We start from the raw sequence: 24,680 nt of genomic DNA on the forward strand, positions 1-24,680 counted from the left end.
CGACTCCTACGCAGACCGCCTAGCCACAGCGATCGACGCTGGCACTCAAGTGGACAGATAGCGCGCTCATCGGACAACTAGCACGCTCAGTCACAAGACCTCGCCGTTCCTGGTCCGTTGCGTGGTGTATCGGGACGTCGACCTCGTATCGGCGCATGACGTCCAGCTCCTTCCGTGTTGAGGGACCACCGCGACCGCCCCGGCCTCCGTCGTGCGGAGGCCGGGACGGCACGGTGTGTCCGTCAGGCGCGGTAGGTGGGCGGGCGGGCTCCGGCCCGCAGTTCGCGGATGATCGAGCAGGGGCCCTTGGTGGCGCAGTACGCGTCGTCGGTGTCCGGGAGGGCGTTGCCCGTGGTGCCCCACATCTCGCGGGCGGCCGCGTTCACGGCGCGCAGCATCTCGCCGCCGTTGGGGCGGCATTCGCTGTCCCTGCCGACGCCGTGCCGGGCGGCGCTGATGATGTGCTGGCGGGCCTGGCGGGCGGCCCAGCGCCGGCTGCTGGGGCCGGTGTTCTCGTGGACGTGGCCGCAGTCGTGGAAGGTGTCCATGTGGCAGCCGGTGCAGTGGTAGGTGACCAGCTGCTGCGGCTCGCTGTCGGGAAGCCACTTGCCTTCGAACTCGAAGACGATGACCTCCGCGCCCGGGAGCTCGGTGTGGGCGAAGGCGGTGACGAGGCCGACGCCGTCCGCGATCCCGCCGCGCGCCTTCACGTTCCAGAAGGTGCGGGGGAGGAAGTCGTCCCAGCCCTTGCCGTGGGGCCACTGGGCGTACATGACGCCCTGCGAGGCGTCGAAGGTCGCCGTGCCGTCGACGTTCTCCCGCTGGTACTGCTCGATCTGCGCGATCGACCCGAAGTACGTCGCGCTGAACTCCTCGGACTCCAGGAAGAGGACCCCGTACCCCTCGGGGCGGGTGTCGTGGCCGTTCTCCTTCAGGATCTCGACCATGTCCTCGTAGCCGGGGTTCCCCGGGACGATGGTGCCGACGAGCGGTAACCGGTACCGGTCGCAGCTGGTGACGTGGGCCGGGTTGGTCGCGCTGACGTTGTGCGCGGTGCCGTACGTGTTCTTGATCGTGATGCTCATGGCTGGGTGTCCTTCCCGGGGGTAACAGCGGATGCCCGGCGTCGCCGGGTCGTGTGGGTTCGGGGTGTGGGTGAAGCGCCGGCGGCACGGCTCACGGCCGGGATCCGCGGATGTAGTCGATGGCGCTGGCGACATGGGTGTTGGCCATGAGGCTGCCGCCGGTGTCGATCCGGTCCCGGAGCTCGTCGAGCCGCGCCCAAGCCGTCGTGAGCTGCTGCACGAGCCACGCCTCATCGCCGGTGCCGTCCTCGCCGAGCCGGGCTTCGACCGCGGCGAGGCGGCCGGCGTCCTGACGGCTGGCTTCCAGAAAGGCGTCGGCCCGACGGATCTCGTCGGCCGTGAACGCGGCCTCAAGGCTCCGTGCGGCGTCGGCCTGCGGGTCGTCGGCGTAGGCGGCGAAGCCGCGCAGGTGCACCGCGAGGCGGGCCAGCTCCCAGTCGCTCCGGCCGGGCTCTTTGCTGTCTTGGAGGAAGGTCATCGCGTGCTCCCAGCGCTCTCGCGGAGCACTGCGGCGGCGTGGCCGTCGGGCTCCTGGTCCACAGCAGTCACCGGGCCGTGGTGAGTGCAGACGCTGTCCTCGTCGTTGTCCAGGTCGCCGTTGAGCGCCCGGAAGAGGCAGGTGACGCTGTAGGCGGGCGCCCAGGCGTGGGCGGTGCACTGGTCGTCGTGCGGGCACGGCACCAGGACGTCGAAGCCGTAGTCGCCCTCGCCGTCGACGTCGGTGCGCAGGGCGAGGGTGAGGCGCTGCTGTCCGAGGCGGATCTCGGCGACGCGGTCGCCGTCGGCGATGTCCGAGCCGTCACACCACCTCCACAGCGGCAGGATCTCCTCGCCGAAGGTCCGGCGTACGAGGTTCAGGGCACCGAGGCCGGCGCCGCCGTCCAGACCAAGGTCGGCCTGCCGCCTCTCGCTCAGGCGCTCCAGGTACGGCAGGAGCCGGGGGAGGCTGTCGGAGTAGACGATCTCGGGGAAGCCCTCGGACCGCAGGGTGCGGCAAGAGGCGAACATGTCGTCGTGCTGCTGGGCGACCACCTTCTCCGGCACCGTGCGGTTGGCGGGCCTGGGTCCCTGCCGTTCGATGCAGATGCTGCCGGGCGTGGTGAGCAGGACCGCGATGGGAAGCATGTCGTGGCGCTTGGCGGCGGCGACCAGCGGCTTCCTGGCAGCCGCGGTGACGTTGGTGGCGTCGATGACCGTGAACAGCCGGCGGCGCATCCTCGCCTCCAGGAGCAGGTGCAGGGCAGCGACCGCGTCGCCGGTCGCGTCCTGGTCGCCCGCGTCGTCACTGACGACCTCCCGCAGCGCGTCCAGGGACAGGACCTGCGAGGCGGGCCAGGTGCGCGCGATCGTGGACTTCCCGGCGCCGGAGGGGCCGATGAGGACCACCAGGCTGTGCTCGGGCATCGGCGGGTAGCTGATCGGCTCAGTCATGCGAATTCTCCTTGCGGGTGAGGGTGCCGGGCAGCCCGGATGAGGCGCTGCCCGGCGTGGTCGGTGAGCAGAGCGGCGACTTCGCGCCGTCAGCGGACGATCATGTGGTCGGGGTGGCCGTGCTTCATGTGGTCCACGCACTGCGGGCAGTCCTCACGCGGACCGAGCCCGGCGTGAGCCTCGCGGGTGGCGTACGCGTGGAACCAGCACTGGGTGCACTGCCCGCGGGGCGGGTTCGTCGCCTTCGTGCCCGCCATCAGCTGTCCCCCTGCGGGTGGAGGGCGCGGGCAGCCCAGATGAGCCGCTGCCCTGCGTTGTCGGTGATCAGGGCGGCGGCCTCGTGCAGGGGGCAGGAGGCGTCACCGTCGCGGTCGGGCTCGATCTGCTCTGCACGGCGCGCGGCGGTGGTGAGCAGCTGCGCCACGGCCGCCATGAACCCACCGGGCGGGTCGGTGTCCTCGATGAGCTCGCGCAGGATCGCGGCGAGCTCCTCCTGGTCGACGTCGTCGGCGCTGACGTCGTCCTCGATCTGCTGGAGGGCCAGCGAGGCGATCCCGACCGAGGCACGGACGCGGTCGATGCGCGTACGGAGCGTGGGCCGCGGGGCCGCCGTCACAGCGCGAGGCTGGCAGCGGCCAGCGCGAGGAGGGCCAGGGCGGCGAGGCTGAGGTCGACCGCGCGGCGCAGGTGGACGTACTTGCGGACCGCGAGGGTGGACAGCACCCGGATGCGAGTGGCGCGGGTGTCGCCTTCCATGCAGGAGCGGATGTCGTCCTCGTCGAGCTTCGCCCAGTGAGGGAAGGAGGCGCGATCGTCCGCGCGAAGGCGGGGCCGGACGACCAGGAGCAGGAGCACGGCGGCGACGCCCAGGGCGAGGGCAGCGAGCGCGCCGATCACCTTGGGTACGGCCGGCAAGTTCTTGTCGGCTACGGACGCGAGGCCAGCGAGGACCGCGCCGTTGAAGGCGAGCAGTAAGGACGCCTTGCTGTCCGTTCGCGCGATCTCGCTGGCGACCGAGGCGCAGGCGACGTCCAGGTTCTTGTCGATGGCGGGGACCGTGACGGTCATGGCTGGTGACTCTCCTTGTGGTGGCCGGGGGAGCCGCACGCGGCGGCCCGCACGGGTGGTCAGAACGGAGGGGTTCGTTGATCAGGCGGCGAGCCGGTGGGTCACCGGTGCTGTGGACGCGTAGTAGGTGTCGGGACTGGGCTCGTAGCCCCGGGCGCAGGGGTCGCAGCTGCCCTGGGTGCGCAGCGGGAGGCAGAAGTAGTACCGGCGCAGGCACTGCGGGCACGTGGACCTGGCGGCCATCGCCCGGTCCAGCGCCCATTCCTGCGCCATCGTCGGCACGCGCTTCGGCCGGGCGATCTTCACGTCGTAAAGCCAGGCCCGGGTCGGGTGGTTGCACGACTGGTCGGGCCGGTACGCGCAGTATTTGCAGCGCAGGACCGCGACCGGGCCGTGCCCGCCAGGACTCAGGCCCCGCTCGCGCAGCTGGCGCCTGGTGACCAGACCCTCGGGACAGGAACGCCGGTCGAACTCCTCCAGCGTCGCGGTGCTGCGCGGCACCTTCTTGAGCTCGCGGCGGCGTCCCTTCTTCCGAGGGCGCGGCATCACCGGCTCCAGGTACCGGGGAGCCGGGCGGGAAGCCGCGGGTAGCGGGGGCCGGGGCGCTGCGGACGGGGCCGGCCGATGCGGCGGCGCGGGCGGGGGATGAGCACGGGTGTCCTCCAACAGGGTTGATGGCGGGCAGTGCTGCGCCCCGTCGGCGGAAGGGCCGGACGGGGCGGAAGGGGTGAGGCGGGCGGCCGGGCGGCCTGTCCGGTCCTCGCCCGCCCCGAGGGCGGGGTGGGCGAGGGCCAGGCGGGGCGTCAGGTCAGCGGAAGGTGCGGATACGGCGTGCGGCCCACGACCGCAGCCGGTCGAGGCGGGTGGGGTGGGTGTGCTGCCAAGCGGTGGGCCACACGCCGTCCTCGGTGGGGAAGGAGCGGGACGCGCCGCAGGTGCACGTCCAGGCGTACGGCTCGGGGCGGGTGTCGTCGCGGGTGGCGGTGGCCTTGGCCTTGGTGCCGTCGTGGCTCCCGTGGAAGGTGCCGACCCAGAACTCGGTCTGCTCAAGCTGCGGCTTCATCGGATTCCTTCGGTGCTCGGTGGTGGTGTGGGACGAGCGGGCGCGGACCAGCGCCGGGGTGGGGTGGGGGTCAGCGGGGACAGGGACGGCGCGCCTCCCGTGTGGGAAGCGCGCCGTGGCGGGGCAGCGGTCAGGCGGCCTCTTCGCCGGTTTCCTCCGGCCGGGGGCCCAGAGCCACCTTCGAGGTCTTGCCTTCCTTGATCCGGTGGATCTTTCCTGCCTTCTCCAGCTTGTTCAGGACGTTCGCGAAGGTCGACTCCGCGACCCCGCAGGCGGTCTGCAGCTGGCCCCGCTCCACGTAGTCGATGTCGTCGGGGTCGATGTCGTCGCCCTGGTCGAGCATGTCGACGTACATGGGGTCGGACTCGTCGCGGAGAGCGGCCAGGACCTTCTCCTCCGACGTCAGCTCCTTCGGCTTGGGGAGGTCAACGCCGGCGAACGAGGTGCCCGCCTCGCCGGTGCCGCCTTCGCCGTCCTTCTCCTCGAAGCCGGGGATGGGGGTCATGGCCAGCATCTCCATGTGCGACTGGTCGCCCCACCAGGGGACGTCCACCGGCGCCAGGATGTTCTCCGGCCGGATGTGCTCGGTGGCGTCCTCGAGGTTGTCGATGCGCATCATGCCCGCGCGCCCGCCCGGGGCTGCGACGTAGCCCAGGCCGAAGGTGCGGCGCGGGTCCGACTCCGTCATGGTCGGGTCGTACACCAGCGAGTCGTCCTCCTCCACCCACACCGGCGGGATCAGGGAGGGGTCGATCCCCTCGAAGCCGGGGGGAAGGTCGCCCAGGTTCACCTGGTCGCTGTCGGTGCGCAGGATGATCCAGGTGCCGCCGGCAAGGAGGTTGGCGCGGATCGCCTGCTCTCCGCCCAGCTGGTCGAGGTTGACGGTCTGGTTGATCAGGACCCAGGGCATGCCCATGGAGCGGGTCAGGGACGCGCCGTCCTTGACGATCTTCACCGCTTCCTTGCGGTTCTGTGCGCCCGGGGCCAGCATCTGGGCGGCCTCGTCCAGGATCGTGGCGCAGTACGGCCGCATGTCGGAGGGCACGAAGTTCTTCAGTTCCAGACGGGCGGCCTCCTCGATCCGGTGCTGGAGAACCCACCAGGAGATCCGCATGGCGCCCAGGGCGCCGTACTGGGTCAGGCCGCTGTAGGCGGCCATCTTCGGGATCGCGGGGTTGGAGGCGCCCTTGGGGTCGCCATAGATCTGGGCCATGCGGTTGGCGTGGTAGGCCAGGCTGATCATCTGGCCCGTGCCGCCCTTGCCGGAGCCGGTGGTACCGGCGATGACGACGTGGAGGGCGCCCAGCTTCGGGTCGAACAGCTGGATCTTGGCGGGGAAGCCGCTCACAATCTTCCCGATGTTGACCCAGCCGCCCGGGGTGGCCTTGAGGGAGTCCAGGCCCGGGAAGTCGTGTCCGGCCTCCAGCGGGTTGTGGTCCATGACGCGGATGATCGCGCGCCTGGGGTCGCGCCGTCCCGGCTCGTAGGAGACGAGGTCGATGGAGCGGCGCAGCGCTCCGGCCAGCTCCCCGAGGTTGACGACGCGGGGGAGTGCGTCCAGGTCGTCGTCGGCGACGACGCGCGCGACCTGGCCGCCGGTGTTCTCGTCCTTGCCGACCTCTTCCAGGTGGGTCTTGGGCAGGACCCGCGCCTGGACGCGCTTCCAGGCGCCCTGGAGCGTGGAGGGGTCCAGCTCCGCGCGCTGGGTGTACCAGACGGTGATGAACGCCTCCCCGGAGTGCGCGCCGAACTTCATGTCGATGTCGCCGACCGAGCGGCCGAAGAGGCTGCTCACGGCCTCCTTCGACACGTTCACGGAGTCGCCCAGCGCGGCGGTGATCCGTCCCTCCCAGCGGTCGGCGTAGATCACGACGTCTGAGAGGACCTGGTTGCGGTGGCGTCCCGACTTCGGGTCGCTGATCACGCGCCCCCAGGCGGCGATCATCTTGTCGGACAGGGACACCGCAGCCGGGCCGCCGGTGTTGGCCGGGGCGGCCTGCCCGGTCGGCTGCGCCTGCTCCACCACGATCTTCCGTCGGCCGAAGACGCGGCGCAGGCGCCATCCGGTGAAGCCGACCGCGGCCCACCAGCCCAGCGACAGGATCCCGGGCACGGTGGTCGGCTCGAAGACGCCGGCCATCAGCGCCTCGGACGCCTCGGCTCCGCCCAGCTGCCCGAGGGCCAGTCCCATGCCGGTGGTGATCGTGGCGATCCCCATGGTGTCGCGGTGCGCCCGCGCGATGTCGATCCCGGGGAGCTGGTTCGCCCAGCGGCCCAGGCGGTTCATGTAGTTGGCCCCGGCGAACGTCGCTCCGGCCAGGAACCCGGCCCCGACGTAGGCCGCGGCGTTCGGGTCCAGGAAGGGGGCCAGGATGCCCACCCCGACGGGGAGAGCGATCTGGAGCGCCGCGGCGGCGCGCTCCGCAGGCTCCGCGTTCGGCACGGTCTTGGTGATGGTGGCCATCGGGGGCTACTCCTGTCTGGGTACGGGGGGTCCGCAAAGGGCGCGGCCGGCCCGCAGGGATGCGATCCCCGGGGGGCCGGCCGCGCCAATGGTGGGTGGTGCTGGTGCTGCTATTCCTGCTCGAACCAGTCGCGGCTGACCTTCTCCAGGTCCGTCACGTCGGAGCGGTCGAAAGCCTCCTGGAACCCGGCGTGGGTGGTGCGGGCCTGGTCGCCTGCCGCCTTCGCGGCCTTCGCGGTGTCGGCCGTCTTCGACGCGTAATTGATCGCGGCCTCCGACACCCCGCGGATGATTTTCGACAGCTCCTGGCACTCCGCCAGGGAGTCGCGGTCCACGGTCTTGGCTCCCAGCGCGTCCGCGTCGGAGGCGGTGTCGTCGGCCAGTTCCTTGATGTCGTCCGCGGCCTTCTTGACGCCCTCCGCGTTGCGGGCCAGGGCCTTCTCCTTGGCCTGGGTCCTTCGGACGAGGGTCTTGTACGTCAGCTCCGCCATGATCTTCTGTCCTCCTGTTCCTACGCGGCGGGCGCGTAGGAGCCCTTGTCGTTGTAGAACCTGAGCTCGGCGGGCTTCGTCTCGTCGCTGTCGACCACGGCCTTGTACAGCGGCGCATACCGGGTCCCGATGTTGGTCAGGACGACCCGGCACATCTCCGCCGCCCGCTTCGCCCGCTTGTGGAGCTCGGCGGCCTCCGTCGCCTGGGCCTTCGCGGCGTCGGCCAGCTTCGTCAGCTTCGCGGCCAGCTTCTCCCCGCCTGCGACGGCCTTCGCCTGCTCGGCCAGGTCCTGGCAGTCCTTCGCCTCGTCCTCCGCCGCGGCCTCCAGCGACTTGCACGCGTCGGCCACCTTGATCAGGTGGGTCTCCTTGGCCTCCAGCTTCCGCTCGTACTGCTTGAAGTTGCGCAGCTCCTTGCGGCTGATCGACCCACGGGCACCGTCCGTGCCCAGGGTCAGGGTGTTGGCGTCGATCTCCTTGACCAGGAGAGGCTTCACGTCCGTGCTCACTCCGTCGTCTCCTTCGTCCGGCGGGGCGATGACGATCGTCTGGCCGCCGGGCCCGGTCACCGCCGTCCCCTGCTGCTTCGGGTCGTCCTGCTTCGGGTCCTGCGCCTTCGCCTTGTGGTCGGTGCGCGCCTGGTCCAGCCGTGCGTGCTCCTTGGCGTTCTCCTCCTTCTTGTCCTGGTAGCCGTCCTTCGCGCCCTGGGCGTACGCCTTCACGTGGTCGACCGCGTTGCGGACGGCGGAGCCGTCGCCGTGACCGACCTCCCGCGAACGCTGGAGCGGGGTCCGGTTGTCGGCCCCGTCCGAGCCGTGGCTGGCCCCGCTCGTGCCGGAGCCACCGGCCTTGCCGGAGCCACCGCTCGAACCGGAGCCGCCGCTGCTCCCGGAGGAGCCGCGCGAGCCGGAGCCGCCGCTGCTCCCGGAGGAGCCGTTCTTGCCGGAGCCGCCGCTGCTCCCGGGGGACCCACCCGGGCCCTGGCCGCCGCCCTTCGTCAGGTCGACCTTCTCGCCCTTGCCCTGGTCGGCCTTGTCCTTCGAGCTGCCGGGATTGCCGCCGGACGAGCCGCCCGACGTCGATCCGCCGCCGTTTCCGGAGGCACCCGGCTTTCCGTCCTTGCCAGCCTTTCCGGCAGATCCTGCGTTTCCCAAGGAGCCGTCCTTGCCTTTGCCCCCGGAATCATTCGGCGCCTTGGGGCTGGTGTCCTTCGGCGAACCGCTGCCACCGTTTCCGCTGGTGCCGCGCCCGCCGCCGGATCCGCCGCTCCCATTCGAGCCGGACGAGCCACGCCCGCCTCCTCCGGTGCCGCCGCCGCTTCCGCCGCGTCCGGTACCCGTGGAGCCGGTCCCGGCGGAATTGCGGCCCGAATTTCCGCCGCTGCTTCCGCCAGAATTGCGACCCCCTCCACCGGTCCCCCCGGAGCCGTTACGGGTGGGAAGTCCGGGCGATTTCATGACCGTGGTGGTCCGGGCTTCTTTCACCTGGTGCGCACTGGCCTTGGCTTTTTCCAGGTCAAGGCGCTTATTCGCGGTCCCGCCGCCCTTTGCCCAGCGGGTCGCGCCCGCCCGGATCAGGGTTTTGAAAACGCCCTCCTTGTGCTGGGCACCGGCGGCGTCGGATCCGGCCCCGGTCAGGTCCTGCGGGGCCTTGAACTGCTCGCTGGTGACGCCCGGCGAGGAGCGGTCCACCACTCCGTCGGGGTCCGCCTTCGCGGCCGGATCGTCACCGTCCGGCCTGGCCCCGGCGCCGGTCGCGGTGACCGGTCGGGCGGGCTCCACCGCGGCCATCAGGGCGGCCATGATGCCGGTGTCCCCGGCGGGGGCCGGCGCGGCAGGAACGGCCGGCGCAGCGGGCGGATCGGGGGGTCCCACGGGGACCGGGGGCGCCGTATCGGTCGCCATGACTTCCTCACTCTCCGTGTCTCCGATGGTTCCTTACTCCTTACCTCCCAGCGGAGAGCAGCCGATCAGCCGGACCATGGGGGTCCGATTGCGGCGCTCTCCGCCAGGAGGGAGGGAGTAATTAATCACCGTGCGTGACTAGGCGTCGGCCTTCTTGCCCTTGCGTGCGAACACCGCGACGGCCAGGGCGCCACCGGCGACGAGACCCAGCAGGGCGGGGGAGTTGATCCCGCCGCTCCCCGCGTTCGCGGAGTCCTGGGTGCTGCCGGCGGCCTGCATGCCGGACCCGTCGGTGGTCTCGTACTGCTGCTTGCAGTCCGCCACGACGGCGCTCCTCGGCGGCACGTACCCCTTGCCGCGCTGGTCGGAGGAGTCCTCCACGCACTTGTCGATGGCCGCCTGGATCTTCTCGGCGGAGGCGGTGGCGGCCTTCTTGTCGCTGCTCGCCTGCTCGTTGCGGATTTTCATTTCCTCCAGCTCCAGCTTCTTCATCTGGATCTGGAGGGCTGCGGCCTCCTTCTCGTCCTTCGCGACGGCCGCCGAATGGACCTGGAACCAGATGGTTCCGCCACCGGCGATCGCCACTCCGGCCACCACGATGGCGACCTTTCCGCGCCGGGTCAGACCGGCCTTCTTGTGCACGACCGGGGTTCCGTACGGCCCTTCGTCGGCGTACGGGGAGGCGTCCGGAGCGCTGTTTCCGAAGGACATTCCGGCCGTCATTCCGGCCTGAATTCCTTCGAATGCCCTCTCCTCTTCCGGTGTCATTTCAGTCTCCGTTCTTACGTGCCATGTCAGAGGCCGCAGAGATCATGGCCTCCACACCCCGGAAGGTGTTGGTGGAAAGGTCGTTCCACTCCCAGAACCGCATGTTCACGCCCTGCCAGGACAACTGGGACTGGAGGTAATTCACGGCCTTTCCCCGGTCGATCGCGGTGACGTGCCCGGTGGATTCCAGAAAGGTCTGGGCACCCCTGATGCACATCCGTCCGGTGGGGGAGAAGTCGAAGGACTGGCACCAGCCGTAGCGGGTAAGGACTTCGATCACCTGGACCAGGTGGAACGAGGGCTTCAAGGGGCGCGGCTCCTGCCAAAGCCCCAGGTCAGCCATCGCGGACCGGACTCCCTTGGGGATCAGTCGCTGGCCCCAGGTCGGGGGGTCGGGCGCCCAGATCTCCAGGGCAGGCGGGATCACCGCGGGGGGTGCCAGCGCGGGCGCCGGCGGGGTCGTCGTACGGGGGAAGCGCCCGGTCGTCGTGGGTGCCATGCTGTGCTCCTTTCTTGCGTGAGCAGATAAGCGAGGCCCCCCGCTGATCACGCTTCAGCAGGGGGCCTTCGTGCGCCTGAACCGCGTCGCGGATCTCCAGCCGCTCGGGGGCGGTACCCGAGCTGGGTGCAGGGGAGACGGATGCGGTCGTGGCGCGGGGCGGGTGGTGCTCGGTTGTGCCCGGCCCGCTGTGTCCGCGCTCGGGGCGCGGTGCGGGCGAGCGGCCTGCCGGCCGTGGCCGTCACCGGTCCGCGCTCACGCTCGGGAGCGTGGGCACGGGCCGGGGGCGACCATGAGCGGCAGAGGCTCGGTGGATCAGGTCAGGTGCTTGTCCGCGTCCTCGGGGCGCAGCAGGCCGGCCTTGGAGAGCAGGCGCACCGCGCGGTCGTTGTTGACGGAGAGCTTGGTTCGGGCCTGGTAGAGGGTCACGAACCCGTCCTCGCCGCGGGGGAGGTTCTGTACGAGCGGCAGGAGTTCTTCGTCCGTCCGTACAGGCGTACCGGGACGGTCCGCGCCCCCCGTACTGCCCGTTCCGGTTGCGGGAGAGGATGTGGCCGCCGTCCCTGTACGGGCACCCGGGACGCTTTCGCCGCCGGACTGTGTACGGACGCTGATGGCGCCGGTGCGTCCCTGTGCGGCCGCGCTGGCCGTACCGGTACGCCCCACGACTGCCGTACCTGTACGAGCCGCCCCATCGGAGGGGGTGTGTACGCCGTATGTACGGTCGCTGTACGCCCTGGTCACCGCCGCTTCCGGCTCGCCGTCGTGCGGCGGGTGCGGGGCGGGGCGTACAGGGTCCGTACCGTCCCATCCGGCGCCCGTGCCGTCGGTGTGAACCACGTTGTGCGCGGCGTACAGGTCGTGGCTCGCGCCCTCTGTACGGCTGGACGACGCGGCCTCCGTCGCGTCGGTACGCCGGTGCGTACCTGTACGAGCGGCCATTCCGTTTCCGCCGTCCGTACCTGTACGGCCGACCGGAGCGGCCTTGCTGCCGTGCCCGTCCGTACCGTCGTCGTGCATGAGCGTGTGGACGCGCCAGATGACGGCAACGAAGATCAGCACGACGAACGTGGTCAGCTGCCAGGGTGCCGACTGGCCGTCCTGGACGAGGTGGGCCTGCTCGGACAGGTGGTAGGTGACGTTCGCCGACGCCATCAGCAGCAGCGCGTAGGGGATGTCCTTCTTGGCCCGGAACGCGGTGACGCAGTAGACGTCGATGGAGACCGGCAGCAGCGGGGCGACGTACTGGTTGATGCCGACCATGCGGGCCAGCTCGTACTCGCCGGAGGCGGCGAGCCCGACGCCGGAGGCCAACGCGACCCACGGGGCCGCCTTCCACAACTTCTGGCCGGCCTTCTGCTGCCAGCCGTTCCAGCGGGAGGCGGACTTCTTCGCCTCCCGGGCCTCCTCCAGCAGCCGGCGGGCACGGGCCTCATCCGCCTTGGCCCGCTCGGTGACGGCCTTCGCCTTGCGCTCCGCCTCGGCGGTGATGCGGTCGGCCTCCTTCTGGGCGGCCTCGCGCAGCTGCACCGTGACGGTCTTGGCCTCCTCCCGCAGCCGCTCGCGCTGCTTGTCGCACGCCGCCTTGAGCCCGGCGAGTTCGTCGGCGAGGGCCTTGCGCTTGGTGGCGGCCTCCGCGTCGAACTGGTCGGTGAGCGCGCGCAGCTTCGTCCGCAGCTCGGTGCGGGCCGCCTCCGCCTCGGTGTGCGCGGCCGCGACCCGCTCGTCGGCCTCGCGGCGCCGTTCGTCGGCGGCCTTGACCGCGTCCGCGTACAGCCCCTCCGCCTCCGCGCGGCGGCCGTCGTACTGTTCGGCCGCCGTCGCCGCGAGCTGAGCGAACCGCTCGCGGGCCCGGTCGACCTCCCGCTGCGCCGCGGCCACCAGGGCGTCGGCCTGCTCCTGAGCGCGGGTGAGGATCTGCCCGGCCTCGATGCGGCGCTGGTCGACCAGGGCACCGAGCTCGGTGAGGTCGGCCTCCGCCAGGCGGCGCAGCTCGGCAACCGCCTTGCCGGTCGCTTCGCGGTCGGTGACGGCCAGCTCGGTGAGGTCGGCGACCTGCGCTCGGGCCTCCGTCACCAGAGCCTTGGCGCGGTCACGGGCGTCCGTCAGGAGCCGGTCGGCCTCACCACGCGCTGCCTCCAGGTCCCTCTTCGCCGCCGCGCGGTGCGCGGCGGCCTCCTGGTCGGCATCGTCGGTAATGCCCGCGGCGCGGGTCTGTGCCTCGGTCATCAGCACGGTGACCTGCTCGTGCGTGGCGGCGACCGTACGCGCGGCCGCACACTCGGCTTCCGCCTGGAGGGCGGCGGCCTCCTCACGCGCGAGGTCGATGACGTCGGCGGCCCGGTCGGCGGCGTCGGCCAGGACCGGGTCGGCCTCCGGGTGCACCAGCTGCACCGTCTCCTCGGGGGCGGCGGCCTGGGCGGGGACGGAGGCCGGCGTCGCCGGTGCCTTGGCGCGCCCGTTGCGGGGCTTCGGGTTCGCCGCGGGCTGGCGCCTGCGGCGGGCGGCGGGCTTGGTGGCCACGGAAAGTCCTTTCTCTTCCGGGCGCCTCCCTACAGAAGGGGCACCGTGGATCTACGGCGGTGGGTAAGGTCGTCACCAGGCCCTCCGGGACCCCGGCAGCTCTAATGCCGGGGGCTCGGAGGGCCGTTGTGTGGTGGGCTCTCCTCGTATCGCGTGCACCGGCAGGGCCGGGCGTCCGGGCTGTCCGGCTCTCAGTCACCGCCCGACCCGGCCGCCGGAGTTCGGCGGTCGGGTCGGGCGGATCAGGCAGCCGTCAGACCGTGGCGAGGGGCCGGTGCGGGGCGATGATCTGGCCGTCGGGCAGCAGCTCACCGGTGTCGTCGAAGACCACCAGGGCGTTGCACAACAGGCTCCAGCCCTGCTCCGGGTGGGCGGCCACGACCTGCGCGGCCTCGCGGTCCGGGCTGGTGGCCGTCGGGCACTTCGGCGAGTGCGTACACAGCGAGTCCGGCATCCGGGAGGCGCCGGTGGGGGGCGTCGCGGTGTCGAGCTGGGGACTGCGTTCCATGGGCTCTCCTGCGGGGAGGAAGGCGATCCCGGGATTGTCCCGGGCGGAAGACGTGCGAAAAGGCCGGCTGCCCGCCGTGCGGGCAGCCGTTGTGCTGCGGTGCTGTGGGGCGGGCAGGGAGTTACCCGGCGCTCCCGTCAGGCGGCACGGTTGCGGGCCGCGCGGCGCTTGAGGGAGCGGCGCTCCCTCTCGGACAGCCCACCCCACACGCCACCGGCCTCGTTCCGCTCCAGCGCGCCCTGGAGGCAGGACTCCATCAGCGGGCATCGACGGCTTCTCTGGGGGCTGATCCTGTGTGGTGGGACGTTGCGCCGGGGGGCTATGTTGATCTTCTGAAGATCGTTCTCTGGGGGTGCGGCTCTGTGGCGGGTTGTTGCATCAACTGTCGGATCATGGAGTTGCATTGCGTGCCTTTCCTGTCAGATTGCCCTCTGGCGTGCGGTATTGGACGGTCGTCGATGACGGCTACGAGGTCGTGTTCATCGCTGATCAGTGGCTGAGGTTCTTGCGGTTCGGTCGGAGCCGGTCCGAGTTGACGACGAAGGCGTACGCCGGCGGCATAGCGCTGTACCTGCGGTGGTGCCGGTCGACCGGGCGCGACTGGTCCGTCGCTGCGCGGGACCTGGGCTTGTTCATGGTCTGGCTGAAGTACACGCCGTCCTCGCTGGATGAGGACCCGGCGCCGGTGGTGCTGGGGCCGGGTGCCGACCCGGCTCGCAAAGAGCGGAGGGTCAACGGCGTGCTGACGGCGGTGCGGGGGCTGCTGTCGTACGCGGTGTCGGTCGGTGAGGCGCCGAGGTCGGTGCTCGGGCAGATCTACGAGCTGGCGGACAGCCGGGACCTGCCGGTGGAGGCCCAGGGCGAAGACTCCGGCTTGTCCTACCGGCTGCGGGCTGTCCACCGGAGCCAGGAGCCGGAAGCCGAGGTGGACCGGGCCACCGACGAAGAGCTGGTGGCGATGTTCCTGGAGTGCCGCAACGCCCGTGACCGGCTGATCGTGCTGCTGCTCGGCCGGGTCGGGCTGCGCCGCGGCCAGGCGGCCGGTCTGCACCGCAGTGACTGCCATCTGCTTCCCGACTCGAGGGCGCTGGGCTGCGACTACAGCGGCGCCCACCTCCACGTCCGGCGGCGGGACAACAGCAACCGTGCCTGGTCGAAGTCGAAGCAGGCGTGGACACAGCCGTTGGACTTCCTGGTGGTGCAGGCTTTCGACCAGTACGTCGATGAGCGCCACGAAGTACTCGGGGCGGGCGGCAGCGACTTCCTGCTGGTGAACCTGTTCCGTGAGCCGCTGGGGGCGCCGATGCCGCCGGACGCGCTGGGCGAGCTGTTCGAGCGGCTGAGCCAGCGGGCCGGGCTGTCGCGGAAGGTCGGCCCCCACATGGCCCGCCGGGCTTTCGGCAGCAACGTCGCGGACGCCGGCGGGTCGGCGGACGAGGTGCAGGCACTGCTCGGTCAGACGCACCCGGAGTCGCCCAGGCCCTACCTGATTCCCGACCGGGCCCGACTACGCGAGGCGATCGAGCGCGTTCCTTCCCCTCGGTCTCTGCACGGGACGGTGGAGAAGTGATCGGGGCACCTCTGCCGCTGGCCCATGAGCTGCAGGACCTGCGGACCCAGGTCATCATCGACGCCTTGGACGCCGAGTTCCTGAGCCTGGTGAGCTGGGACTGGGAGTCGCGTGTCGTGCGCTACCCCAAGTTCCACCCGGTGCTGGGCATGCCGGACTGCGAGATCCCCGGCTGCACGAAGGGCACCCCGCTCGGCGAACCGGTCTGTGTCGGCTGCATCGGCCGCTGGCGGCGCTCCGGCCTGTCCTTCGAGGACTTCGCGGCGGTCCCGAGGAAGAGTGCCTATCACCGCTCCGACGGGCAGATCCTCTGCCGTATCCCAGGCTGCCAGCGGCCGCCCCGGCTGGTGACGCATGGTCTTTGCACCACTCACCAGGCACGCTGGCACAGCTCGTCCGAGCTGACCGTGGAGGACTTCCTGCGGAACTCCCCGCAGCAGGGGCTGCCCGGATACGGATCCTGCCAGGTCGCCGCCTGCTACCGGCTGCGCGGCTCGGACCGGACCCGCTACTGCGAGGTCCACCGAGGCCGCCTCAACCGCGAACGTCGGTTGGGGACCTTCGACGGAGACGAGGAACGGTGGCGCCTGACGTCGTCGTCGGTGCCGGTCAACCGCGAAGTCAGCCTGCGCGGACTGCCCGACCGGCTGGTCGCCGAGCTCCTCTACTGTCTTCAGGTCCGCACCGCCCGGGAGGCGAAGACCAAGGACCACCGGATGCGGCACATCAGTGATCAGCTGCGCCTGCTCCAGGTCCCGAGCCTGGAGACGCTGGGAGAGGACGACCTGATCCGCGCGGGGATGGTCGATGACCTGCGGATGATCATCCGAGGTGGGCAGACTGCGCTGCGCAGGCTGGGGGCGACTGCGGAGACCGAGCGGCTCAAGGACGTCTGGGACCTGTTCGTCTTCGGCCACCAGGGCAGCCTCACCTTCAGCCGGATCCACCAGCGGCCTCTGCGGGAGGCGGTCAAGGTCTGGGCCTACGACGAACTCCCGCGGCGGCGCGGCCGGAACGTCGCCAGTTCCATGCAGAACATGATCCGCGGCATGGAACAGCTTTCGGACAGCCTGCGGCTGCAGCGAGACGACGAGGGACATGAGCTGCGGCTTCTGAGCCGCACGGACATGGTCAGCTTCTGCAACCGCATCGCGTTCCTCGCCGAGACCGGCGTCTTCGGGGCTCACCACCGGGTCAACGTGATCCGCTACGTCCGCAGAATCATCAACCGGATCCGTGTCCTGGGCCTCACCGGCCCCGGCCAGATACTCGAAGGGCTGCCGGCGGGCTTCTCCCTGTCCATGGAGGACGTCCCCGACGAGCCCGAGGACACCGAGGCCGGACGGGACCTGCCGGACGAAGTGATGCGGGAGCTCTGCGACAACTTCGATCTGCTGGAGAAGATGAGCAACCGCGAGTACCGCGTCGCGGCCGAGCTTCTTGTCGACACCGGCCGTCGGCCGGACGAGATCAGCACGCTGGCGCTGGAGTGCCTGGCCAAGGATCCGGACGGAACCCTGGTCCTGATCTACGACAACTCCAAGAACTACCGGCTGGGTCGTCGTCTGCCGATCGCGAAAGCGACCGCCGCCGTGATCACCGAACAGCAGGAACGGGTACGCGAACGCTTCCCCGACACTCCGGCCGACAAGCTCAAGCTGCTGCCGAGCCCGGTGGCCAATCCCGCAGGAACGAAGCCGATCGGTTCGATCGGTGATGCCCACCGGGCGTGGGTCAACGCGCTGCCCGACATCATGATTCCGGTCGTCGTCGAGGTCGATGGGCAGCTGGTGACGAAGCTGCTGCCGTTCGACAAGTCCAAGATCTTTCCCTACGCCTACCGGCACTCCTTCGCCCAGCGGCACGCGGACGCCAACGTCGACCCCGACGTGCTCATGGATTTGATGGACCATCGTGAACTCTCCACAACTCAGGGCTATTACCGGGTCAGCCAGGAACGACGACGTGAGGCCGTCGACCGGGTCACCGCGTTGCAGTTCGACCGCCGCGGCACCCGCGTCTGGCGCAAAGCACAAGGACTCCTGGACTCCGAGCACGTGCGGCGGGCCATCGGCGAAGTCGCCACGGCCTACGGCATCTGCCTGGAACCCCACAACGTCGCGGCCGGCGGCCAGAGCTGCCCACTGCGCTTCCGATGCATCGGCTGCGACCACTTCCGCACCGACGTCTCCTACCTTCCTGACCTGGAGCGATACCTCTCGGATCTCCTCCGCAGTCGAGAACGGCTGATGTCGGCCTTCGAGGCCGACGACTGGGCCCGCAGCGAAGCGATGCCCTCCGAGGAGGAGATCAGCCGGGTCCGCCGTCTGATCAACCGAGTCAAGGCCGACCTGGACGACCTCTCAGACGAAGAACGTGCCCAGATCGAAGAAGCCGTCGCCGTGGTCCGCCGCGGCCGCTCAGTGATGCTGGGCATGCCCCGCGTCGGCCAGCCAGTCCCCGACGTCAGGCCCTGGAGGCTTCCGTGATCCCTGCCATGCGCGACGGCCGCCAGGCCGACACCGAGCGGCGCCGCCAGCGCGTCGCCACCGCAGTCAAGAACGCCGCGAGGAACGGCACGCCCATCAGCGTCTCGGCCATCGCACGGCAAGCCGGAGTTGATCGCAGCTTCCTCTATCGTCACCGCGACCTGCTGGAGATCGTGCATGCAGCCGAGCTCGAGCCTGCGGCTCAGGACCCGGCCGGCACTTCGCCGGTAAGCCGGGCCTCGCTTCAGGCTGATCTCGCGAACGCCCAGGCTCGCAACACTCGTCTGGCCTCCCGCGTTCAGCAGTTGGAGAAGCGGCTCTCGCAGGCGCTGGGAACCCAGGCATGGCAGGAGTCGGGCCTCGGAGCCCCAGCAGACATCGACGAGCTCCAACGCAAGATCACGAGGCTGGAGCAGCAGAATGTGGACTTGACCGCTTCGCTGGAGGAAGCACGATCTGATCTCGAAGCCGCGAGGGCGGCCAACCGTGATCTGACCAGAGCGCTGAATCAACGTGCCTGAGCTTGGCTTTCCCATCTCAGGGCGGCCCAGGATCGAGTGTTACGGAGTAAGCGAGCATGTGGGACGGGCCTTTCTATCGAGTCAAACGCGATGGATACGAGATCTGTTTCGTACCTGGAGCAGGAGAGGACCTGGACGAGGTCTGCAACGTCGACATGTGGGTCGTCCGCGATGACGGCGAACGCTGGTCCGGAACTGTGTTCACTCTCGACGAGGTGCACCGCATCATGGACCGCCAGCACCAGGCAGGAGACCCGGAAGGCGACTACTGGTGGTGCTGGGACGGCCTCATCGTCCGCGACCCGGGCGTGGCGTCCATAGCCGCGGTCATCGACGGACTCGTCACCTCCGGCGAGTACGAGACGGTCCTTCGTCATGTCGGCCCCGAAGAGGACATCTGATCTGAAGGGCTGAGACCGGATCACATCGAGCGGCAGTGGTGCCACATGTGTTGCACACGATAGGCTCAGCTGAACCTGCGCTGAGCTGCACATAGTGGTCTCCACTCGCCTCGCGCCACACGGTTACCCCCGGAGAAACCGGTAGACAGCCTTCGCTTCCTCCTCCTGGAGCAGCGCCGGGCCCGTGTCGCCGATCGGGAAGAAGAGCTCGGGGTCCTCGTCGGCACAGGCCGCGCGGGGGCGCTCGATGACGTCCGTGGTGTCGGCGCCGTAGTAGGGGGTGCGTACGATGGTGCTGTTCATCAGGGCCTCCCAGAAGGTCCGTACGACAGCCCCGGGGGTGCGATCCCCGGGGCTGTTTCGCGTTGGTGGCGGCCGGACGGCCGGAGCGAAGGTGAGCTCCCGACGCTCTCCGCCGGCCCCGCCCGTGTAGGCGCGGGGACGACGGGCAATGCCGGGGGATCGGTCAGCGTCGGTTGTTCTCCGACCGCTTGTTCTGCTCTGCGTTCTTGCGCGAGAGCTCGGCGCGCTCCGCGTCAGTCAGGCTCGTGACGGCGTTCACCGGACCGCCCCCATCTCCTTGAGGGTGCGGCGGGCGCGGCGGCCGGCCTTCGCAGCGCGGGAGTCGCCGTCGGCCACCAGGTGGCGGACCAGCCGGTGAAAGCTGTCGGTCTCGTCCCGCTCCGGGCCCTTCTGGTTGTCGGCGTCCTCCATGTCGCTGTAGAGGCCGTTCGACGGGGCGGGGATCGTACGTGTCATGCTGGGCATCAGGTCCTCCGAGTCAGGTCCTGGACAGTCCGAGGGCTGCAATCCCTTGGCCTGTCGCGATCACTCCCCAGTTGGGGAGCTGACTGCTTGTACGAGCAGCCACGGCCCCGGCCGCCCCCTTCACTGCGGGGCGGCCGGGGCCGTGGTCGTTCGTCCGAAGCGGGTCAGCTCGCGCGGCGCCCGGGGGTCAGCTTCTTGAGAGGCACCGGCGGCGCTCCGAGCGGCGCGGCGCCGACGGGCAGCTGCGCGCGGCGGGTGTCGGCGTCGCGGACCGCGGACTCGGCCGCTGCCCACTGTTCCTTGCGCCGCAGCCACAGGGGCCGGTCGTTGCTGCGCTCGTCATCCGCCGGCGCCTGCTTCTGCGCGGCGATCTGGCTGACGGCCGGGGCGACCATCACCTTCGGCTTGCGCCGCACGGTGGTCTTGCGGCGGTGACCGGTCTCCGCGTGACCGTCCTCCAGGCGCTCCTGCCACCGCTTCAGCGACACGTCGACCGTGACCAGGCGGTTGCTGCCCAGGCGGCAGCGGACGGCCGCGTCCTTCCCCGTACGGCCGGTGTCGTGCGGCACGACCTTGGGCGCCGTGCTCCGGAGGCCGGTGATCGGCACCCACGTCTCGCAGTCGGGGCAGATCAGCGATGCGCAATCCCGGCGCAGGTCGTACTGGTGGGGCTTGAAGGCGGACAGGGCCAGCGCCGGGCGGGCGTTGACGGTGCGGGAGCGGGTCCGGCTCCGGCGGGGGCGGGCGGTGCGCTCAAGGGTCGAAACAGACATCTGGACTCCTCACAGGCGGAGCGGCAGGGGGCGCGGGTCGCGATGCTCTCTCTGCCCTCCGGGCCGCACGGCACGAGGCCGGCGTCCCGTAGGACAGACAGCGCACAGCGCTGCGACGTACACGCAGTGGTCGCGGCCGTCAGGCTCCGGGGGAGTTCGATGGTGCTCTCGCGTCCTCAGCTCGCCTGATGACGTGCCCCCAGCGAGCTGAGGGCTACCCCGGCCGCCCCGAAGGGCGGACAACTACTGCGGTGGTGCGGTCGTGCGGGCTTGCGTCTTCGCCGTTGGCGCCGAGGCGACCAACCGTGTCGACGTGGATAACCTAACCAGTACACTCGCTACCGTGTCAACCAGGTTGGGCAGGCTATCTATTCGAGCGAGGTGGCTCTACGATGTGGCTCATGACGGACGAGGCCATGCAACCCTTCGAGCGGATCGCGCAGGACGTACGCGAACAGGTTCGACTCAGGCAGCTCAAGCCTGGCGACAAACTGGAGAGCACCAGGGAGTTGGCGAACAGGTACGCCGTCGCGCCCGGAACGGTGCAGCGCGCCTTCGCCGAGCTGCGACGGGACGGAGTCATCTACTCCCACACGGGCCGCGGGAGCTTCATCCGTGAGAACGCCCTCGATGCGCTTGCCGACCCGACTGCACAGACCATCAGGCGCCTTGAGGAGCAGATCGCCGATCTGACTGCGCGACTCGAACGTGTCGAGCAGAACCAGAGGAGCGGGTCGGCACAGACCTGAGCCCGACCAAGACGCCGGCCTGCCTCGTTCTCCTGCAGTGGCAACCACGGTGTCCCCCGTTCGTCATCGGCATCACTTCGACGGAGATCAGCTTCGGGGTCGCAGGCACCTTCGCGAGATGTCCCCGCGTAGAAGGGGTGTAGCAATAGCGTCGCAACAGGGCTCTTCCTGCCTGGCAACAGAGCGTCATAGGGGTGTGTAGTGATCGCAGTTGAGCAGTGGACAGGCGAGGAGGCACTGCTGTTGCGATCGGTAATGCGCGCGTCGGTGCGGGGATTCGCTGATCATCTCGGGATCAGCCCGCGAACGGTTTCGCACTGGCAGAGGAACAGGACCAGCGTGTGCCGTCCGCAGATGGCGCAGATCCTCGATACGGCGCTGCACCAGTGCACCCCCGAGGAACAGGAGGCGTTCCGCCTGCGCCTGGCGGCTCTCCACGGCACCGCCGTCGCGACCGCCGGGGTCGATACTCCACAGCCGACGCCTTGCACCGTCGTCTCCCATAAGTTCCTGCCGGCCTACGTGGGCGAGCGAATCGCCCCCCTGTACGCCGTCGCCGCTCCGGCGCCCTGCGGCCCGGGGGGCTTAGAGCGACGGACCCTTCCGGCCGGACACCGCTCGGCCCAGTCGTCGGTCGTCCACGTCTACGGGTGCGGCGTCGCCGTCGTGCACCTGGAAGAGCATCACCGCGTCGAGTCGCTGACCGATCTGGCGGTGTGGCGATACCGGACCTATCTGCAGGAACCCAACTGGGCGGGCCAGCAGCTCACACGGCTCATGAAGCTCCACGGCGCCGAGGAAGCACCTGCTTACGAGGTGCCCGCGCCGCAGTACGTGCTGTCGGTCTACGAGCTCCGCGAGAACTCCTGGGTGGGCGCGGGTCTGGACACCGCGCTGCAGCTCCTGGCGACGCCCTCTGTCCTGGTCAACCGCCAGGACCCGGAGAACGTCGTCTCGCTCGGGCCGGACGTCGAGGCCGCCAAGTTCCGCGAGGGCTGGTCTCACGCCGAGGCTGTCCCCTTCGGTGGCGGCGTCTCGCAGGGTGTCGCCGGCTGGTCTGGGGTCTCGTACCACCCGCAGCCGGATGAGCGTGCCCTCACGACGAGTCAGATCGTCGCTCTGGAACTGGATGTCCAGGCGTTGTGGGCTCTGTCCTCCCACGTCCTGCATACCGTCGAGGACGGCCACGACCCGGTGATGCCTCCCGAGTACGGCTGGCGGTTTCTGCGGAGTGCCTACTACCGGCTCACGACCGCGCGTCCCACCGAGACGGCTCAGCACCGCACGATGCGCGAAGCGATCTTGACCACGAGCGAACTCCCCGATCGGCTTCGCGCCGCTCAGGACGCCCTCCGAGACAGCACCCCTTGATGGCCATGGGAAAGGTGGACGGGTTGGACCCGCGATCGACAGCGCTGCTGGTTATCGACGTGCAGCAGGGCTTCGTCAACGAGCACAGCCGCGACGTTGTCCCGGCGGTCGTACGGCTGGTGGACGGCTGGCGAGCAGCCGGCGCTCCGGTGGTCTTCACCCGGTTCCACAACGCGCCAGGCTCGCCCTACGAGACGATCTCCGGTTGGAAGCGGCTGCGCACTGCGGAGGAGCAGGCGTTCGTGAAGGAACTCGCTCCCTTCATCGACGCCTCGGCCCTGGTCATCGACAAGGGCCAGGCGTCGGTCTTCACGCCCGAGGGATCACAGCTCATCCAGGAATCCGGCTGGAGTGACCTGGTGCTGTGCGGCATCGATACCGACGCCTGCGTGTACGACTCCGCCACAGCCGCCTACCAACGGGGCTACCGGCCGTGGGTCGTCACCGACGCTTGTGCCTCCAGCGGCGGCTCCCAGTACCACGAGGCCGCTCTGCTGCTCGCGGCCCGGAACCTGGGCTCCGATCAGCTCATCACCAGCGAAGTCGCTCTGTCTCGTATCAGCGGAACTGGGGGGATCCAGTGAGCACACCTTCGTTCGACGCCGACGTCCTGGTCGTCGGGGCCGGCCCCGCTGGCGTGGCGGCCGCCCTCATGGCCACCAGCCTCAACATGAAGGTCCTCGTCGTGGAGGCCGACCGCATCGGCGGCAAGCTCCAGACCATCGGCGCTCTGGAGAACGTCTCCGGCAACTGGACAACCGGCCCCCAGCTGGCCGAGGCACTGGCCGCGGATCTGTCCCGCCTCGAGCAGGCCGGTCTGTGCTCGCTGGTCCGATCTCGCGCCGTAGGAGTCAAGGGGCACTCCGACCGAGCGGAAGTCCTCCTCGCAGACGCCCAGATGCTCACCGCGCAGGCAGTCGTGGTCAGCACGGGCGTGACCGCGATGACGCCCGCCGACACCGACTGGATCAGCGCCGCCCCTTCGCTGTCCACGCCGCCGCTGTGGCGCGCGAAGCCCGAGCAGATCGGGCCACGGACGTACGTTCTTGGGGGTGACAGGCCGCTGGGCACCTGGCTGCGGGCTCACCCTCAGTCCACTGCCACGCTCCATGTCCTCGCCCCGGCAACGGACGACTACAAGTTGGCGGAGGTGTCAGGGGACGATCGAGTCCGGGTAGTTCCGGTTTCTCACGTCGCCATTTCGCAGGCCCGTCACGGCACCGACCTCATCGTGGAAGTCGAGAACCGCGGCGGAGAGCGCAGCACCTACGTCGCAACGGCAGTGCTGAGCAATCTCGGTAGTCGGCCGACGGCTCTCGAAGGACTCGCGGTTGACGAGGGCGGATACTGCCCGCCGGAAATGCAGCACCCTCGGATCTTCACCGCCGGGGATCTGCGATCCGGTCGGTTCCAGCGCATCACCACGGCGCAGGGCTCAGGTGCTGAAGCAGCCCTGGCGTACTACTACTCAGCCGCGCTTCAGCAGGTCTGACGAGGAGCTGACGTGGCTACGCCGATGCTGACCATCCCTCAGGCCAGGCAGACTTCCGCGCCCTTCCCTTCGGTCGGGCACGGCATTCCGGGCACGTCGGACGGTTCTCGAATTCGTCCCACAGTTCTGTCGGGTCGTGCGGCTAGGCTGTGCCCAGAAGTGATCCATAACGACGAGAACCCCAGCGACCGGCCATGGTCTGCTGGGGCATCTCGAACGGGGCTGAGCCTCGTTGGGCGACACACCTTGATGGGAGGTGCTCGCGGGATGAAGGCTACCCGCCCGCGTGGAACTACACGCGCAGCTTCGCCGTTCCTCTATCGCGATCACGCCATCGGGTGCGCGCCTAGGCATGCTGACGCCAGCCTCCGGTTTCAGGGGGTTGGGATGACCTAGTGGCCATCGGCCGCGCGCGCCAAGAAGAAGTGGACTAGCCATCCTCTTCGGCCCCGCGCGGCCCGTCGACCGCCTGGCACGCAATCACCAGAGCGGTCCGCTCAGATCCCGGTTCCCGCCGGTTCTGAGCCGCGGCTTATCCAGCCGCTCCTTCCAAGTCGGCCCCTTATCAGGGCCACGCAGTACCCGGTCCCTAGCCAGGACCACAAGGGCCCCTTCTGGGTCCAGCACCGGTCCCTAGCCAGGACCAGCACTACCGAAGTACCGCTGCAACACCGAAGTGCCGCTTCACCGTTTCGAGGCCCCGCCAAGGGCTTCGAAACACCAGTTCGAAAACGCCACCAAA

General features: G+C 69.9%; 26 protein-coding genes and 1 pseudogene. 8 read left to right on the forward strand and 19 right to left on the reverse strand.

What is annotated here, in order from left to right; genetic code table 11:
- Nucleotides 1-242: 242 nt before the first annotated feature.
- The 16 genes from ACFYMC_RS25670 to ACFYMC_RS25745 all read right to left on the reverse strand — a co-directional run bounded on the left by ACFYMC_RS25670 (nt 243) and on the right by ACFYMC_RS25745 (nt 14,208).
- Nucleotides 243-1,085 (reverse strand): hypothetical protein, encoded by an 843-nt coding sequence (locus tag ACFYMC_RS25670; protein ID WP_388529298.1) that lies wholly within the window; start codon nt 1,083-1,085, stop codon nt 243-245.
- A gap of 91 nt (nt 1,086-1,176) precedes the next feature.
- Nucleotides 1,177-1,563, reverse strand: a complete 387-nt coding sequence (locus ACFYMC_RS25675) for a hypothetical protein (protein ID WP_388529299.1) — start codon at nt 1,561-1,563, stop codon at nt 1,177-1,179.
- The gene (locus ACFYMC_RS25680) at nt 1,560-2,516 is read right to left on the reverse strand and encodes an AAA family ATPase (RefSeq protein WP_388529301.1); all 957 of its coding nucleotides are present in this window, start codon (nt 2,514-2,516) and stop codon (nt 1,560-1,562) included. The genes ACFYMC_RS25675 and ACFYMC_RS25680 overlap by 4 nt, the downstream gene beginning before the upstream one ends.
- Nucleotides 2,517-2,605: 89 nt before the next feature.
- Nucleotides 2,606-2,773: a pRL2-8 gene (locus tag ACFYMC_RS25685; protein ID WP_388529302.1), complete on the reverse strand. Its 168-nt coding sequence runs from the start codon at nt 2,771-2,773 to the stop codon at nt 2,606-2,608.
- On the reverse strand, nt 2,773-3,132 hold the full coding sequence (locus ACFYMC_RS25690; RefSeq protein WP_388529304.1) for a hypothetical protein: 360 nt from the start codon (nt 3,130-3,132) through the stop codon (nt 2,773-2,775). The genes ACFYMC_RS25685 and ACFYMC_RS25690 overlap by 1 nt, the downstream gene beginning before the upstream one ends.
- Nucleotides 3,129-3,584, reverse strand: a complete 456-nt coding sequence (locus tag ACFYMC_RS25695; protein ID WP_388529306.1) for a Pycsar system effector family protein — start codon at nt 3,582-3,584, stop codon at nt 3,129-3,131. The genes ACFYMC_RS25690 and ACFYMC_RS25695 overlap by 4 nt, the downstream gene beginning before the upstream one ends.
- Before the next feature lie 81 nt (nt 3,585-3,665).
- Nucleotides 3,666-4,130 carry an RRQRL motif-containing zinc-binding protein gene (locus ACFYMC_RS25700; protein WP_388529308.1) on the reverse strand — a complete coding sequence of 155 codons (465 nt, stop codon included), beginning with the start codon at nt 4,128-4,130 and terminating at the stop codon, nt 3,666-3,668.
- A gap of 262 nt (nt 4,131-4,392) precedes the next feature.
- A complete protein-coding gene (locus tag ACFYMC_RS25705) occupies nt 4,393-4,647 on the reverse strand; it encodes a hypothetical protein (RefSeq protein WP_388529310.1) in 255 nt (84 codons plus the stop codon).
- Between the two features lie 130 nt (nt 4,648-4,777).
- Nucleotides 4,778-7,111, reverse strand: coding sequence for a hypothetical protein (locus tag ACFYMC_RS25710; protein ID WP_388529312.1), 2,334 nt, complete (start codon nt 7,109-7,111; stop codon nt 4,778-4,780).
- A 110-nt stretch (nt 7,112-7,221) separates the two neighbouring features.
- The gene (locus tag ACFYMC_RS25715) at nt 7,222-7,602 is read right to left on the reverse strand and encodes a hypothetical protein (protein WP_388529314.1); all 381 of its coding nucleotides are present in this window, start codon (nt 7,600-7,602) and stop codon (nt 7,222-7,224) included.
- A gap of 20 nt (nt 7,603-7,622) precedes the next feature.
- A complete protein-coding gene (locus tag ACFYMC_RS25720; RefSeq protein WP_388529316.1) occupies nt 7,623-9,506 on the reverse strand; it encodes a hypothetical protein in 1,884 nt (627 codons plus the stop codon).
- Between the two features lie 138 nt (nt 9,507-9,644).
- Nucleotides 9,645-10,274 (reverse strand): hypothetical protein, encoded by a 630-nt coding sequence (locus ACFYMC_RS25725; RefSeq protein ID WP_388529318.1) that lies wholly within the window; start codon nt 10,272-10,274, stop codon nt 9,645-9,647.
- A 1-nt stretch (nt 10,275) separates the two neighbouring features.
- Entirely contained in the window at nt 10,276-10,773 is a 498-nt protein-coding gene (locus tag ACFYMC_RS25730; RefSeq protein WP_388529320.1) for a hypothetical protein, read from the reverse strand.
- 315 nt (nt 10,774-11,088) lie between these two features.
- Complete coding sequence (locus ACFYMC_RS25735; RefSeq protein WP_388529322.1) at nt 11,089-13,296, reverse strand: hypothetical protein; 2,208 nt, start codon at nt 13,294-13,296, stop codon at nt 11,089-11,091.
- Between the two features lie 253 nt (nt 13,297-13,549).
- Nucleotides 13,550-13,738, reverse strand: a complete 189-nt coding sequence (locus ACFYMC_RS25740; RefSeq protein ID WP_388529367.1) for a DUF5999 family protein — start codon at nt 13,736-13,738, stop codon at nt 13,550-13,552.
- 203 nt (nt 13,739-13,941) lie between these two features.
- Nucleotides 13,942-14,208: a WhiB family transcriptional regulator gene (locus tag ACFYMC_RS25745; protein ID WP_388529324.1), complete on the reverse strand. Its 267-nt coding sequence runs from the start codon at nt 14,206-14,208 to the stop codon at nt 13,942-13,944.
- A 32-nt stretch (nt 14,209-14,240) separates the two neighbouring features.
- On the opposite strand from ACFYMC_RS25745, the gene ACFYMC_RS25750 reads away from it, so the two are divergent.
- The 4 genes from ACFYMC_RS25750 to ACFYMC_RS25765 are packed head-to-tail and all read left to right on the forward strand — an operon-like array spanning nt 14,241 to nt 18,785.
- On the forward strand, nt 14,241-15,374 hold the full coding sequence (locus ACFYMC_RS25750) for a tyrosine-type recombinase/integrase (RefSeq protein WP_388529326.1): 1,134 nt from the start codon (nt 14,241-14,243) through the stop codon (nt 15,372-15,374).
- Nucleotides 15,371-17,863 carry a hypothetical protein gene (locus ACFYMC_RS25755; protein ID WP_388529328.1) on the forward strand — a complete coding sequence of 831 codons (2,493 nt, stop codon included), beginning with the start codon at nt 15,371-15,373 and terminating at the stop codon, nt 17,861-17,863. Before ACFYMC_RS25750 ends, ACFYMC_RS25755 begins: the two co-directional genes overlap by 4 nt.
- The gene (locus tag ACFYMC_RS25760; RefSeq protein WP_388529330.1) at nt 17,860-18,384 is read left to right on the forward strand and encodes a DUF6262 family protein; all 525 of its coding nucleotides are present in this window, start codon (nt 17,860-17,862) and stop codon (nt 18,382-18,384) included. The genes ACFYMC_RS25755 and ACFYMC_RS25760 overlap by 4 nt, the downstream gene beginning before the upstream one ends.
- 56 nt (nt 18,385-18,440) lie before the next feature.
- The gene (locus tag ACFYMC_RS25765; protein ID WP_388529332.1) at nt 18,441-18,785 is read left to right on the forward strand and encodes a hypothetical protein; all 345 of its coding nucleotides are present in this window, start codon (nt 18,441-18,443) and stop codon (nt 18,783-18,785) included.
- 138 nt (nt 18,786-18,923) lie between these two features.
- On the opposite strand, the pseudogene ACFYMC_RS25770 reads toward ACFYMC_RS25765, so the two are convergent.
- The 3 genes and pseudogenes from ACFYMC_RS25770 to ACFYMC_RS25780 form a co-directional block, all read right to left on the reverse strand.
- Nucleotides 18,924-19,088: pseudogene (locus ACFYMC_RS25770) on the reverse strand (WhiB family transcriptional regulator); the annotation flags it as partial.
- Between the two features lie 255 nt (nt 19,089-19,343).
- Nucleotides 19,344-19,544 carry a hypothetical protein gene (locus tag ACFYMC_RS25775; protein ID WP_388529334.1) on the reverse strand — a complete coding sequence of 67 codons (201 nt, stop codon included), beginning with the start codon at nt 19,542-19,544 and terminating at the stop codon, nt 19,344-19,346.
- A gap of 173 nt (nt 19,545-19,717) precedes the next feature.
- The gene (locus tag ACFYMC_RS25780; RefSeq protein ID WP_388529336.1) at nt 19,718-20,326 is read right to left on the reverse strand and encodes a hypothetical protein; all 609 of its coding nucleotides are present in this window, start codon (nt 20,324-20,326) and stop codon (nt 19,718-19,720) included.
- 401 nt (nt 20,327-20,727) lie between these two features.
- Between ACFYMC_RS25780 and ACFYMC_RS25785 the strand changes: the two genes are divergently transcribed.
- From ACFYMC_RS25785 to ACFYMC_RS25800, 4 genes are all read left to right on the forward strand, one after another.
- On the forward strand, nt 20,728-21,075 hold the full coding sequence (locus ACFYMC_RS25785) for a GntR family transcriptional regulator (RefSeq protein ID WP_361087348.1): 348 nt from the start codon (nt 20,728-20,730) through the stop codon (nt 21,073-21,075).
- A gap of 354 nt (nt 21,076-21,429) precedes the next feature.
- Nucleotides 21,430-22,446: an XRE family transcriptional regulator gene (locus ACFYMC_RS25790; RefSeq protein ID WP_388529337.1), complete on the forward strand. Its 1,017-nt coding sequence runs from the start codon at nt 21,430-21,432 to the stop codon at nt 22,444-22,446.
- Nucleotides 22,447-22,451: 5 nt separating this feature from the next.
- A complete protein-coding gene (locus ACFYMC_RS25795) occupies nt 22,452-23,030 on the forward strand; it encodes an isochorismatase family cysteine hydrolase (protein ID WP_388529369.1) in 579 nt (192 codons plus the stop codon).
- The gene (locus tag ACFYMC_RS25800; protein ID WP_388529339.1) at nt 23,027-23,938 is read left to right on the forward strand and encodes an FAD-dependent oxidoreductase; all 912 of its coding nucleotides are present in this window, start codon (nt 23,027-23,029) and stop codon (nt 23,936-23,938) included. Before ACFYMC_RS25795 ends, ACFYMC_RS25800 begins: the two co-directional genes overlap by 4 nt.
- The last annotated feature ends 742 nt before the right edge of the window (nt 23,939-24,680 follow it).

The organism is Streptomyces sp. NPDC006879, from assembly GCF_042869595.1.
In the GTDB taxonomy this organism is placed as follows: domain Bacteria; phylum Actinomycetota; class Actinomycetes; order Streptomycetales; family Streptomycetaceae; genus Streptomyces.

Coding starts and splice junctions, on each gene's coding strand:
- ACFYMC_RS25745 (WP_388529324.1), bottom strand. CDS start 14,208: ATGCAACTCCATGATCCGACAGTTGATGCAACAACCCGCCACAGAGCC.
- ACFYMC_RS25730 (WP_388529320.1), bottom strand. CDS start 10,773: ATGGCACCCACGACGACCGGGCGCTTCCCCCGTACGACGACCCCGCCG.
- ACFYMC_RS25775 (WP_388529334.1), bottom strand. CDS start 19,544: ATGACACGTACGATCCCCGCCCCGTCGAACGGCCTCTACAGCGACATG.
- ACFYMC_RS25695 (WP_388529306.1), bottom strand. CDS start 3,584: ATGACCGTCACGGTCCCCGCCATCGACAAGAACCTGGACGTCGCCTGC.
- ACFYMC_RS25795 (WP_388529369.1), top strand. CDS start 22,452: ATGGGAAAGGTGGACGGGTTGGACCCGCGATCGACAGCGCTGCTGGTT.
- ACFYMC_RS25785 (WP_361087348.1), top strand. CDS start 20,728: ATGACGGACGAGGCCATGCAACCCTTCGAGCGGATCGCGCAGGACGTA.
- ACFYMC_RS25790 (WP_388529337.1), top strand. CDS start 21,430: ATGGCGCAGATCCTCGATACGGCGCTGCACCAGTGCACCCCCGAGGAA.
- ACFYMC_RS25680 (WP_388529301.1), bottom strand. CDS start 2,516: ATGACTGAGCCGATCAGCTACCCGCCGATGCCCGAGCACAGCCTGGTG.
- ACFYMC_RS25700 (WP_388529308.1), bottom strand. CDS start 4,130: ATGCCGCGCCCTCGGAAGAAGGGACGCCGCCGCGAGCTCAAGAAGGTG.
- ACFYMC_RS25725 (WP_388529318.1), bottom strand. CDS start 10,274: ATGACACCGGAAGAGGAGAGGGCATTCGAAGGAATTCAGGCCGGAATG.
- ACFYMC_RS25670 (WP_388529298.1), bottom strand. CDS start 1,085: ATGAGCATCACGATCAAGAACACGTACGGCACCGCGCACAACGTCAGC.
- ACFYMC_RS25705 (WP_388529310.1), bottom strand. CDS start 4,647: ATGAAGCCGCAGCTTGAGCAGACCGAGTTCTGGGTCGGCACCTTCCAC.
- ACFYMC_RS25710 (WP_388529312.1), bottom strand. CDS start 7,111: ATGGCCACCATCACCAAGACCGTGCCGAACGCGGAGCCTGCGGAGCGC.
- ACFYMC_RS25685 (WP_388529302.1), bottom strand. CDS start 2,773: ATGGCGGGCACGAAGGCGACGAACCCGCCCCGCGGGCAGTGCACCCAG.
- ACFYMC_RS25720 (WP_388529316.1), bottom strand. CDS start 9,506: ATGGCGACCGATACGGCGCCCCCGGTCCCCGTGGGACCCCCCGATCCG.
- ACFYMC_RS25780 (WP_388529336.1), bottom strand. CDS start 20,326: ATGTCTGTTTCGACCCTTGAGCGCACCGCCCGCCCCCGCCGGAGCCGG.
- ACFYMC_RS25765 (WP_388529332.1), top strand. CDS start 18,441: ATGTGGGACGGGCCTTTCTATCGAGTCAAACGCGATGGATACGAGATC.
- ACFYMC_RS25675 (WP_388529299.1), bottom strand. CDS start 1,563: ATGACCTTCCTCCAAGACAGCAAAGAGCCCGGCCGGAGCGACTGGGAG.
- ACFYMC_RS25715 (WP_388529314.1), bottom strand. CDS start 7,602: ATGGCGGAGCTGACGTACAAGACCCTCGTCCGAAGGACCCAGGCCAAG.